This is a genomic window from Micromonospora yasonensis (genome assembly GCF_026013475.1).
GTDB classification, from domain to species: domain Bacteria; phylum Actinomycetota; class Actinomycetes; order Mycobacteriales; family Micromonosporaceae; genus Micromonospora; species Micromonospora yasonensis.
Map to the genome: position 1 here is coordinate 21,422 of NZ_JAPDPH010000069.1, position 10,533 is coordinate 31,954.

General features: G+C 67.7%; 17 protein-coding genes. 9 read left to right on the top strand and 8 right to left on the bottom strand.

All coding sequences use genetic code 11. From position 1 onward, the window contains the following. Positions 1–222: 222 nt before the first annotated feature. Together ONA70_RS16380 and ONA70_RS16385 are read left to right on the top strand one after the other, a co-directional pair. Positions 223–534, top strand: coding sequence for a hypothetical protein (locus ONA70_RS16380; RefSeq protein WP_265007300.1), 312 nt, complete (start codon positions 223–225; stop codon positions 532–534). A 24-nt stretch (positions 535–558) separates the two neighbouring features. Beyond that, positions 559–1,695, top strand: coding sequence for a hypothetical protein (locus tag ONA70_RS16385; RefSeq protein WP_265007301.1), 1,137 nt, complete (start codon positions 559–561; stop codon positions 1,693–1,695). A 20-nt stretch (positions 1,696–1,715) separates the two neighbouring features. Here ONA70_RS16385 and ONA70_RS16390 read toward each other — a convergent pair whose 3' ends face one another. Next, entirely contained in the window at positions 1,716–1,883 is a 168-nt protein-coding gene (locus ONA70_RS16390) for a hypothetical protein (protein ID WP_265007302.1), read from the bottom strand. Positions 1,884–2,043: 160 nt separating this feature from the next. On the opposite strand from ONA70_RS16390, the gene ONA70_RS16395 reads away from it, so the two are divergent. Beyond that, complete coding sequence (locus tag ONA70_RS16395; RefSeq protein ID WP_265007303.1) at positions 2,044–2,406, top strand: hypothetical protein; 363 nt, start codon at positions 2,044–2,046, stop codon at positions 2,404–2,406. Between the two features lie 253 nt (positions 2,407–2,659). On the opposite strand, the gene ONA70_RS16400 is transcribed toward ONA70_RS16395, so the two are convergent. The 4 genes from ONA70_RS16400 to ONA70_RS16415 form a co-directional block, all read right to left on the bottom strand. Beyond that, positions 2,660–2,932: a helix-turn-helix domain-containing protein gene (locus ONA70_RS16400; protein ID WP_265007304.1), complete on the bottom strand. Its 273-nt coding sequence runs from the start codon at positions 2,930–2,932 to the stop codon at positions 2,660–2,662. A 32-nt stretch (positions 2,933–2,964) separates the two neighbouring features. Then, on the bottom strand, positions 2,965–3,279 hold the full coding sequence (locus ONA70_RS16405; protein ID WP_265007305.1) for a type II toxin-antitoxin system RelE/ParE family toxin: 315 nt from the start codon (positions 3,277–3,279) through the stop codon (positions 2,965–2,967). Positions 3,280–3,363: 84 nt separating this feature from the next. Further along, positions 3,364–4,287, bottom strand: a complete 924-nt coding sequence (locus ONA70_RS16410) for a nucleotidyl transferase AbiEii/AbiGii toxin family protein (protein WP_265007306.1) — start codon at positions 4,285–4,287, stop codon at positions 3,364–3,366. Continuing rightward, the gene (locus tag ONA70_RS16415) at positions 4,284–4,898 is read right to left on the bottom strand and encodes a type IV toxin-antitoxin system AbiEi family antitoxin domain-containing protein (protein WP_265007307.1); all 615 of its coding nucleotides are present in this window, start codon (positions 4,896–4,898) and stop codon (positions 4,284–4,286) included. The genes ONA70_RS16410 and ONA70_RS16415 overlap by 4 nt, the downstream gene beginning before the upstream one ends. Before the next feature lie 614 nt (positions 4,899–5,512). Here ONA70_RS16415 and ONA70_RS16420 point away from each other — a divergent pair. After that, complete coding sequence (locus ONA70_RS16420; protein WP_265007308.1) at positions 5,513–5,746, top strand: hypothetical protein; 234 nt, start codon at positions 5,513–5,515, stop codon at positions 5,744–5,746. Positions 5,747–5,764: 18 nt separating this feature from the next. On the opposite strand, the gene ONA70_RS16425 is transcribed toward ONA70_RS16420, so the two are convergent. The 3 genes from ONA70_RS16425 to ONA70_RS36950 are packed head-to-tail and all read right to left on the bottom strand — an operon-like array spanning position 5,765 to position 7,895. After that, positions 5,765–6,832 (bottom strand): nucleotidyl transferase AbiEii/AbiGii toxin family protein, encoded by a 1,068-nt coding sequence (locus tag ONA70_RS16425; protein WP_265007309.1) that lies wholly within the window; start codon positions 6,830–6,832, stop codon positions 5,765–5,767. Next, the gene (locus ONA70_RS16430) at positions 6,829–7,479 is read right to left on the bottom strand and encodes a type IV toxin-antitoxin system AbiEi family antitoxin domain-containing protein (protein ID WP_265007310.1); all 651 of its coding nucleotides are present in this window, start codon (positions 7,477–7,479) and stop codon (positions 6,829–6,831) included. Before ONA70_RS16430 ends, ONA70_RS16425 begins: the two co-directional genes overlap by 4 nt. Further along, positions 7,419–7,895: a TOTE conflict system archaeo-eukaryotic primase domain-containing protein gene (locus ONA70_RS36950; RefSeq protein WP_406601199.1), complete on the bottom strand. Its 477-nt coding sequence runs from the start codon at positions 7,893–7,895 to the stop codon at positions 7,419–7,421. The genes ONA70_RS16430 and ONA70_RS36950 overlap by 61 nt, the downstream gene beginning before the upstream one ends. Positions 7,896–8,418: 523 nt before the next feature. On the opposite strand from ONA70_RS36950, the gene ONA70_RS16435 reads away from it, so the two are divergent. The 5 genes from ONA70_RS16435 to ONA70_RS16455 are packed head-to-tail and all read left to right on the top strand — an operon-like array spanning position 8,419 to position 10,490. Further along, positions 8,419–8,835 (top strand): YbaB/EbfC family nucleoid-associated protein, encoded by a 417-nt coding sequence (locus ONA70_RS16435; protein WP_265007311.1) that lies wholly within the window; start codon positions 8,419–8,421, stop codon positions 8,833–8,835. A gap of 8 nt (positions 8,836–8,843) precedes the next feature. Further along, positions 8,844–9,158 carry a WXG100 family type VII secretion target gene (locus tag ONA70_RS16440; protein WP_265007312.1) on the top strand — a complete coding sequence of 105 codons (315 nt, stop codon included), beginning with the start codon at positions 8,844–8,846 and terminating at the stop codon, positions 9,156–9,158. Positions 9,159–9,167: 9 nt separating this feature from the next. Then, positions 9,168–9,656, top strand: a complete 489-nt coding sequence (locus ONA70_RS16445) for a WXG100-like domain-containing protein (protein WP_265007313.1) — start codon at positions 9,168–9,170, stop codon at positions 9,654–9,656. Next, on the top strand, positions 9,649–10,131 hold the full coding sequence (locus ONA70_RS16450) for a hypothetical protein (protein WP_265007314.1): 483 nt from the start codon (positions 9,649–9,651) through the stop codon (positions 10,129–10,131). The genes ONA70_RS16445 and ONA70_RS16450 overlap by 8 nt, the downstream gene beginning before the upstream one ends. Beyond that, positions 10,128–10,490 (top strand): hypothetical protein, encoded by a 363-nt coding sequence (locus ONA70_RS16455; protein WP_265007315.1) that lies wholly within the window; start codon positions 10,128–10,130, stop codon positions 10,488–10,490. The genes ONA70_RS16450 and ONA70_RS16455 overlap by 4 nt, the downstream gene beginning before the upstream one ends. Positions 10,491–10,533: the final 43 nt, after the last annotated feature.

Consider the following 10,533-nt stretch of genomic DNA (forward strand, 5'->3'; position numbering starts at 1 on the left):
TCAGGGCACATCGTTCAGCATGAGGTACCAGGCAGTTTCGGTGTGAACATGCAGGTCGGGGGGCTGCGCGACGAACCGCGCCCGCGGTGTTGGCCGGAGGGCCCGTGCTGGCAAGCGGCATGTCGGGGCGGCAGCCCTTCGGCGGGCCGCCCGGGGATAGTAATCGGCTGAGTGGACAGGGTGGTTCAGGACGAAACGCGGGGGCTGTCGTAGGGTGCTGCGGTGGTTTCACCGAGCCGGGCCGAGTTGGACGCGTTGGTCGGCGAAGCGACGGTCGACGCTCACGACGATGACGAGCAGCTGGCCGGCCTGTTCACGATGATCGAGGACAACCTGGCGGTGCCGTTCACGACGCAGGTTCTGGGTGTTGAGGTGACGGTGCGGCGCGTTGACCTGCGTCACGGCGCAGTGGTCGCGATCTGCCATCGAGGTCGCATCCGCCAGGCGATCGGAATTCTGGATCTTCCATTGCCGGAGCCGTCACCGCCCGGCGCGGAGTGGATCGAGGCGTACCGGCACTGGGCGGACGGATGATCCCCATGGCGGAGGATGCCGGCGGTGAGTGAGTACCAGTACTACGAGTTCGTAGCGGTCGACCGGCCGTTGACGGCGGCGCAGCAGCGGGAGTTGCGGGCGTTGTCGACGCGGGCGCGGATCACGTCGTCGAGTTTCGTCAACGACTACCAGTGGGGTGACCTGAAGGGTGACCCGCGGGAGTGGATGCAGCGGTACTTCGACGCGTTCCTGTACCTGGCGAACTGGGGCACGCACCGGATCGCGCTGCGGCTCCCGGCCGCTGTGCTGGATCCGGGCACGGCCGCGGAGTACTGCGTCGGGGAGTCGGCTTGTTCCTGGGCAACCCGTTCGCACGTGATCGTGGATCTGCACAGTGAGGATGAGGACGGCGACGAGGAGTACGAGGGCGGGGGCCACCTCGCCGCGATCCTTCCCGCTCGGGCCGAGTTGGCCGCTGGCGATCGGCGGCTGCTGTACCTGGCATGGCTGCTGTGCGTACAGGGTAGGGAGCTGGACGACGACGAGCCGGAGCCGCCGGTCCCGGCCGGTCTGGGGGACCTGTCCGGGCCGCAGGCCGCCCTGGTCGACTTCCTGCGGCTGGACCCGGATCTGCTCGCCGTGGCAGCCGAGACGAGCAAGCCGCTGAAGGACGCGACGCCATCGGTGGCGTCGCTGTCCCGATGGGTGAAGGCGCTGCCGGAGTCGGAGAAGGATGATCTTGTCCTACGGCTGTTGCGCGGCGACGACGCACACCTGCGGTCGGAACTGCTGGCCCGTTTTCAAGGCGCGGCGCCGAACGAGGGCCCCGGCGGTCGCCGCACTGTCGGGGAGCTGTTGGCCGCTGCGGGGGAGCGCTGGTTGCGGCGGCAGCAGCTCGCCCGCGAGCGCGAGGCAGCCGAGCGGGAGCGCCGAGAGCGGGCGGCCGCTGCCGCCCGCGAGCGACACCTGAACGCACTCGCCGGACGGCAGGAGCAGGAATGGCAGCGGGTGGCCACGATGATCGAGACGAAGAGGCCGAAGGAGTACGACGTTGCCGTCGCGCTGCTGTCCGACCTGAAGGCGTTGGCTGAACGGGACGGCGAAACCGAAGCCTTTCTGCGGCGGGTGCGGCAGTTGCGGGAGCTGCATGCCCGCAAGCCGAGCCTGCTGGACCGCCTCGACCGGGCCAGGCTCGGCTGATGACCCGGCGCAGTCCCCGGTCAGCCGCCGCCTGCGGCGATGGTGAAGCCGAGTTGGGTGTAGGAGCGGGATCGTTTGCGCCACATGGCGGCGAGGACGCCGACGTGTTCGTCGACGTAGTCGTGGACCTCTGCGGTGGTCTTGCCGGGGTGGGCGCGCAGGATCCGGCCGACGCCGCATCGAGCCACGCAATCCCGGCGAAGACGTCGTCGAGATCTACCACGGCCATGTCCGCCACTGGGACGACCACAGCTCGGACGGCCTGAACGACGACATGCGCAACGCCCTCAAGCGGGCCGGGCTGGTAGACAAGAAGGACAGACCGACCCCGCCGCCGAAGGACCAGGATTGAGCACACAACGCAGCTACTACGAACCGGCCCCGGCGACTCACGAGACCGCTACCGCTGCGCTCGCGGCGGGCGATATCGACACCCTCACCGACTCGATGGTCGGACTGGCCCTCCACGATGCGGACTGGCGCTGGTGCCAGGACTTCTACCTGCGTCTGCTGGACCACCCGGAGGAGGACGTCCGAGCCACCGCCGCGATCTGCCTCGGCCACCTGGCCCGCATCCACCACCGACTCGACACCGACCGGGTCATCCCCGCGCTGCGCGTCCGGCTGCACGACCCCGCGATCGGCGGCACGGTAGAAGACGCCATCGCCGACATCGAGCAGTTCCTCGGCCTACCGCCCCACACCGCCTGAGATCCAACCCCGCAACGCCGGTGGAGGGCATGCCCGCCTGACGGACACGGCCTGTCAGGCGTTCGTATGACCCAGGGCCGACAGCGCGGCTCGCACGGCATCGCCGTGAGCGGCGGACGCGCAGGCGGCGGGCGAGATCGATGCGGCAGTCAGGTTCCCGTTCAACGGCGAAGCCCCGGCAGCAGCCGAGGCTTCGCGACGTGCACACGACAAGCATGAGCGCAACGACAGAGGTGCCCTCGTGCCCCCAACATCAACTAAGGGTTACCCGTTCGCCATCGAACTCGGCAACGAACTCAGCCTTGCCGCCAAGGGCAGCGATGTACCGGGCAACCGTGCCGACCTCAGCCTTCGGCAGTTCGCCGCTCTCGATGGCGGCGACGCGCGGCTGTGAAACGTTCATGCGGTCGGCAACCTGCTGCTGAGTCAGGCCGCGCTTCTCGCGCATCTCACGCAGTCGCGTTGCGCGTACCTCGCCGCGCATGCGCTCCTTGTGCTGCTCAACCTTGGCCTCGTCGAGGTTCATGCGGGAGCGGACATCCCGCCAGCTACGCACCATCAGTGCTGTCCCTTCAGCTCTCGCAGATGGTCGGCGAACTTCTTGTCGGCTTCGAGAATGCTGGTTTCGTACCAGCCCTTCCAGTTGCCGCTCTTGTCGCCCGCCACCAGCAGGATGGCTTCCCGCTGAGGGTCGAAGGCGAACAGAATGCGGATCTCGGTTCCCCCTGCCGAGCCTGACCGCAGCTCCTTCATGTTCTTGTAGTTCGAGCCCTTGACTCGATCGACGAACGGCCGACCGAGCGCCGGGCCATCAGCGGCGAGCAGATCTATGGTCGCAGCGGCCTGGTCAGCGGAGTCGGGCTCAGACGCCACCGGGCATTCAGGCCGATCCATCCGAACGAAGCAGCAGACGAGCGCGGGACGTATCGGCGGCGGGCGCTCGATCCCACAGCGAGATCACTGCGGGATCCAGGTTCGCGCCGACGGGTCCCAGACGCCGATCGCTGTTGCATCGAGCACGGGGTCGAAAATCTGGCTCGCGAGGCTGATGGCGGTGTCGTAGTCAGGGACGGTGCCTGGTGCCTCTGCTGCGACTCTCGGGTAGCGTGCGGCCCAGCCGACGGCGTCGGGCACGACGAATCGTTCGGGAAGCTCGGTCTTGCGCATCGCCGCGTTGCTTACGACAGCGGTGCGCAGCGTATCGGCGCTGATGGCGTGTGTGATGGCGATGATGGCGATGTCGACGAGGTCCTTGACCCGGGTGCTGCTCGCCGGCTGCCCGTCTCGGCCGTAGGTACCGATGGTCGCGCAGAGCTTGTCGGCCAGGTGGTCGGCGATCGGAAAGACGCGATAGTTCGGGCGAACGAGTCCCTCGATGTTCAGTGGCGTCAGCGGAGCGACGACGTCTGGTGTCCCTGTCATGACGGTGCCGACAACAACATCGATGTGGAAGCCGGCAAAGGACGTCGGGCCGAGTCGGGCGTTGACGTGTACGCGGGCTCCTTTGGCCTCCTCTTGGAGGGGAGCGACGCGTGTGACGTCGAAGGCGAAATGATCGCCCAGGTCGATCCGGAGCGCGGCGCGCAGTGCGTCGACGGCGTCGTTGACATCGGCGTCGGTAGCGTTGAAGAACACGTCGACGTCCTTGCTGTGCCGGGCCGTGGCGAGCCGGGCCAACAGCGCCCCAGCGCCCTTGAGCACCCACCGGTCGGCGCCATCGGATCTGAACAACCGGGCGAGTGCCCGGTCGTAGGCGAACTGACGCTGGAGTTCGTCGAGTCGGTAGCGCCGGTCAACTCGCGCGATCTGCCCGAAGCGTTCCTTGAGTGCTGTCCTGAACGCCGAAGGCGTCTCATACCGGAACGTGGGCCGGCCGGTCATCTACGCGTCTCCTCGCCGACGAGTACCCGGACGAACTCGGCCGGGTCGGAGTGGCCGTAGGCGGCCGCGTGGGGCGCGACGATGGCCTTGAGCGCGTCCTTGTGCAGAAGGCCCAGAGCGAGGGCGTCCTGCACGACCTGTGCCACTGCGGACTCGTCCTCCCCGTCGGCGAGCAGATCGTCGATGATCGCTGGCACGGTCCGTACCGGCAGGCCGCCCCAGACCTCCCAACTATCCGGGGCGATCTGCGAACGTACGCGGAGCTTGATGTCGTTGCGGCGAGGTCGCAGCCGGGTGGTGGCGTAGAACTCGTGCTCGTGTGGAATCAGGTCACCGAGGCCGCGTAGATGCGCGGCACTGCGGTGGCTGACGATGGCATCGGGGGCGGCGGCGCGTTCGTGCCACGACTTGGCGCCCCCGAGTTGCAGCCAGGCCGCGCGTAGCGGATCCAGCTCCGGGTCTTCGGGCACGCCCGTGAGCCGGTACACGCGCGCGGCCTGATCCGCGATGGCAAGCGTGCCGTCATCGACGAGTCGTTTCAGGTCCTGCCGGGACACACCAAGACCGCGAGCTTGTCCCGCAGTGATCATGCCCCACTGCTCGCTGGCCACCGGGCTGATCGCAGCCAGCGCCGTACGCCTCGACATGGAGCAAGCGTAACACTATTGCGACGATCGCTCCATCCGGGCGTTGCAGTGGTGGCGGGTTCCCGGGGTCACGGCGGAACCGGGCAACGAGCGGGCCGCACCGGCATCACGGGTGCTCCACGGGTGCTCGGATGTCCCGATGCCGGACGGACACGATTCCCGGACTCCCACTTCTGCCAACCCACTCACCACGACGCAACTCAACGTAGGCACTGCGCGGACCAGCACAGACGCAGCCGGACGACGTATCCGGAATCCGGACAGCAGGTGAAGGGGGAGCATTTTGTCACGTTCTGGGCACTTTTAATCCTTAGGTTCTGGGTTCGAGTCCCAGGCGGCCCACGTTTGAACTGGGAAAGGGCCCAGTACCACTATCTCGCGTTGCTCTTGGTGCGGGCATTTGTCGGCTTTTGGGCTTTGGTGTGCGAGCACCCACCGAGCACCCAGCTCTGGAACGAGGCCAGGCGACGTCGCGCGCCGCGCTTGTCGCCTGCACGGCTTTACCGGCAGCCGACGGCTGCTCGCCGCACGGAACGACGCCGGGCTGCCGCAGCCCAGTGCCGCGCGGCGGTGAGAAGATGCAGGCCGCCCGGTTCGCGGAAGAACACGAACGTGACCGGGTGGCCGCGATGATCGAGACGAAGAAGCCGAAGGAGTACGGCGCCGCCGTCGCGCTGCTGTCCGACCTGAAGACGCTGGCCGAACGGGACGGCGACACCGAGGCGTTTCATCGGCGGGTGCGGCAGTTGCGGGAGCTGCATGCCCGCAAGCCGAGCCTGCTGGACCGCCTCGACCGAGCCGGCCTCGGCTGATGACCCAGCGGGGATCGATCACGGCCGTCGTGCTCGGCAGAGGTGAAGCCGAGCCGCAGCGTGGCACATCACCTTGACGCCACAAGGCATCCAGGCCGATCCATCCGAATTGAGCGGCAGACGAGCGCGGGACGCGCCGGCTGCGGTGCTTGATCCTACAGTGAGATCACTACAGGACCCAGGTTCGCGCCGAGGGGTCCCAGACGCCGGTCGCTGTTCCATAGAGCACGGGATCGAAAATCTGGCTCGCGAGGCTGACGGCGGTGTCGTAGTCCGGTACGGTGCCGGGTGCCTCTGCCGCGACTCTCGCATAGCGTACGGCCCAGCCGACGGCGTCGGGCACGACGAATCGTTCGGGAAGCTCGATCTTGCGCATCGCCGCGTTGCTGGCGACAGCGCTGCGCAGCGTATCGGCGCTGATGGTTGCGTGATGGCGATGATGGCGATGTCGACGAGGTCCTTGACCCGGCTGCTGCTCGCGGGCTGCCCGTCCCGGGTGTAGGTACCGATGGTCGCGCAGAGCTTGTCGGCCAAGTGGTCGGCGATCGGAAAGACACGATAGTTCGGCCGAACGAGTCCCTCGATGTTCAGTGGCGTCAGCGGAGCGACGACGTCTGGCGTGCCGGTCATGACGGTGCCGACAACAACATCGATGTGGAAGCTTGCAAACGACGTCGGACCGAGTCGGGCGTTGACGTATACGCGGGCGCCTTTGGCCTCCTCTTGGAGGGGAGCGACACGCATGACGTCGAAGGCGAAGTGATCGCCGAGGTCGATCCGGAGCGCGGCACGCAGAGCGTCGACGGCGTCGTCGACATCGGCGTCGGTAGCGTTGAAGAACACGTCGACGTCCTTGCTGTGCCGGGCCGTGGCAAGCCGGGCCAACAGCGCCCCAGCGCCCTTGAGCACCCACCGGTCGGCGTCATCGGATCTGAACAACCGGGCGAGTGCCCGGTCGTAGGCGAACTGACGCTGGAGTTCGTCGAGTCGATAGCGCCGGTCAGCACGGGCGATCTGCCCGAAACGTTCTTTGAGTGCCGTCCGGAACGCCGAGGGCGTCTCATGCCGGAACGTGGAACCGCTCATCTACGCGTCTCCTCGCCGACGAGCACGCGGGCAAACTCTGCCGGGTCGGAGTGGCCGTAGGCGACCGCGTGGGGCGCGATGATGGCGTTGAGTGCGTTTTTGTGTAGAAGGCCCAAAGCGAGAGCGTCCTGTACGACCTGTGCCACTGCGGACTCGTCCTCCCTGTCGGTGAGCAGATCGTCGATGATCGCTGGCGCGGTGCGTACCGGCAGGCCACCCCAGGCCTCCCAACTATCCGGCGCGATCTGCGAACGGACGCGCAGTTTGATGTCGTTGCGGCGAGGTCGCAGCCGGGTGGTGGCGTAGAACTCGTGCTGATGCGGAATCAGGTCACCGAGGCCGCGTAGATGCGCGGCACTGCGGTGGCTGACGATGGCATCGGGGGCGGTGGTGCGTTCGTGCCACGACTTGGCGCCCCCGAGTTGCAGCCAGGCCGCGCGTAGCGGATCCAGCTCTGGGTCTTCGGGCGCACCCGTGAGCCGGTACACGCGTACGGCCTGATCCGCGATGGCAAGCGTGCCGTCATCGACGAGTCGTTTCAGGTCTTGCCGGGACACACCAAGACGGCGAGCCTGCCCTGCGGTGATCATGCCCCATTGCTCGCTGGCCACCGGGCTGATCGCGGCCAACGCCGTGCGCCTGGACATGGAGCGAACGTATCATTAATGCGACGATCGCTCCACCTCTCATCCCTGAGTACGAGGATGCCCGACCCCAACGCCCGCGCGTCCAATGCCGGCACAGGCTCCGAGAAGAAGGTCCACACATGGGCGGCCTGCCCCGAGCGGGAGACTCCCACCGCGGTCGGAACACCGGCAGTCTCGGCGGGCTGGACGTACGACTGGGCGTCAGCCCGGCGCTGATCTTCCCCCGACAGGTGATCGTGGAGCACATCGTCGGTCAACGGCGGGTACCGGCGGGCCTCCTTCGCCTCCTGCCATGTTTGTCCCGGTAACCGTTCCAGCTGCGGGTACCAGCCCTTCCGGCCATCCCTTTCCCACCGCTGGGCGTACCCGTCGTCACGCCCGACGAACAGGGACCGGAACAGTGCCACCCGCTCCATTGCGAGCCGCTCTCCGGGCACCCGCCGGCACCGATCGACCGGCGGCCGTCTGCCCCTGGGCCATTGCTCCAGCGGCTGGCGTCAGCGGTCGAGCAACGTCGGCCCGCACGGCTGCCACTTCTGCGCGAAGCAGGGCCAATTCGTCGGCGCAGCCGCAGGCGCAGTCAGTAGTTGCAGGACCGGTTGATGTCGCCGTCACCAGCCCATTTGAACAAGCCGCCGACACGCTCGACCCCGGGCATCCCGGTGAGTCGCACGCTCAGGTTTGGCCGTTCCGTGGGTGCTCCAAGGTTCCGGGCACTGGACGGATTGGGGCATGGTTCCCGGCTTCCGATCCCAGCGGTCCCTCGTCAACAAGTGGCAGAGAGCGGAAGGCTCACTGCGGGCGCCCCCTGCCGCAGTAACCGATCGGGTACCCTCCGTTCATCGCCTGTCTCAAGTGGACGGCACGCACCCGGTCCCGCTGTGTCCAGAACAGGTAGTGGCCGCCGGGAGGCTGCCGACCGGTCGGAGAGGAGCCCTCATGACGGCCAGCGCCGACGAGTTCCGCCAGTCAATGGACAGCGCCCTTCGCACCCTTCGGGAATTGCGGGCCAATCGCCCCGCGGCGGAGAGCGCCGAGACCTGCGGCGAGGCCAACGCGGCGGACGGCCTGATCACCGTGGTAGCCGCTCCCGGCGGTCGCATCGAGTCGATCACCCTGGCGCCCCAGGCGCTACGTCAGGGCAGCGGCCATCTCGCCGAACAGTTGACGATCGCCGTCAACGCCGCCCTCGACGACCTGCGGGCCCGAACGATCGCCGACGCACCAGACGTACCGGATCCGGCGGTCCTGCTCGAACGCCTCGAAGACGTGCAACAGCAGTCGGTGCGCCAGATGCAAGCGTTCCTGAGCACACTCACCGCCGCCCAAGCTCGGATCGCCCGGACAGCAGGCTGATGATGTCGTTGGAGTTCGATCCGGATCAGGTCCGGGTGGCCGGCGCTCGGCTCGCCGATGTGGGCGATCGGCTGGCGACCGCGCTCGACACGCTCGACGCGCGGCTGACGGGCTTCGGCGAGCCGTGGGGCGGCGACATGCTCGGCACCCTGGTCTCCCTGTCCTTTCCGGTCGTGTCCGGCTATCTGCTGCGGTGCTGCGCCGCGATGGCCGACGAGTATCAGAACTGCGGCGAGGACTTGATGACGCTCGCGGAGGACATGACGGCCGTCGAGGAGGAGTTGACCGCCCGGTTCCGCGAACTGTCCGAGGAGTTGAGCTGACCCTTGGGCATGACCATCCCGGGTGAGCTCGCTTCCCTGCTCGGCATGATCGGATACGACTGGCCGGAGGGCGACGAGGAGAAGCTCTTCGAGCTCGGGCAGGTCTGGATGGACTTCGCCACCACAGTCGAGGAGGTGGGTCGGGAGGCTGATGCGCTGGCCGTGGAGGTGACTGGCGGCAACCAGGGGGACGTGGTGGCGGCCTTCGAGGCGTACTGGTCCGGCGGCGACGGCCCGGGCGGCGTACTGGCCGGGAACACCACCGCCACCATTGTGCTGGGCGCCGGCTACGTGGTGGTCGCCGCGGTCGTGCTGGCATTGAAGGTCCAGATCATCGTCCAGTTAGTCATCCTGGCCGTCCAGATCGCCCAGGCGGTCGCCACGGCGGTGGCCACCTTCGGCGCGTCCCTGCTGGAGATCCCGATCTTCAAGATGATCACCGGTCTGATCATCGATCAGCTCATCGACATGGCACTACAGGCGATCCTCGGTGGGTAAGCGCAGCCGCAACAGACGCCTGCGCGACGCGGCCGTGCCGCCCCAGGTGGAGTCGGCGCTGGTCAAGCCGGTCGCCCAACTCGCCAAGACTCCCCGGGTACGGCGGGAGTACCACGTCGGCGACGAGCAGCGGCCCAAGCATCGGGACACTGACCGCAACCTGGCCATGGGCAGCGCAAGCCGAGCCCCCACCAACGGCCAGGCCGCGCTCGACCGCTCGGTGCAGATCAAGGAGACCAACGAGCGCCGCCGGATCGGCGTCGATCACGAGACCGGCGAGATCGTCATCCTCGACCGACACCGCCGCATCGAGCCACGCAATCCCGGCGAGGACGTCGTCGAGATCTACCACGGCCACGTCCGCCACTGGGACGACCACAGCTCGGACGGCCTGAACGACGACATGCGTAACGTCCTCAAGCGGGCCGGGCTGGTAGACAAGAAGGGCAGACCGACGCTGAAGGACCAGGATTGAGCACACAACGTAGCTACTACGAGCCGGCCCCGGCGACTCACGACACCGCCACCGCTGCGCTAGCGGCAGGCGACATCGACACCCTCACCGACTCGATGGTCGGACTCGCCCTACACGATGCGGACTGGCGCTGGTGCCAGGACTTCTACCTCAGTCTGCTGGACCACCCGGAGGAGGACGTCCGAGCCACCGCGGCGATCTGCCTCGGCCACCTGGCCCGCATCCACCACCGGCTCGACACCGACCGGGTCATCCCCGCGCTGCGCGCCCGGCTGCACGACCCCGCGATCGGCGGCACGGTAGAAGACGCCATCGCCGACATCGAGCAGTTCCTCGGCCTACCGCCCCACACCGCCTGAGATCCAACCCCGCAACGCCGGTGGAGGGCATGCCCGCCTGACG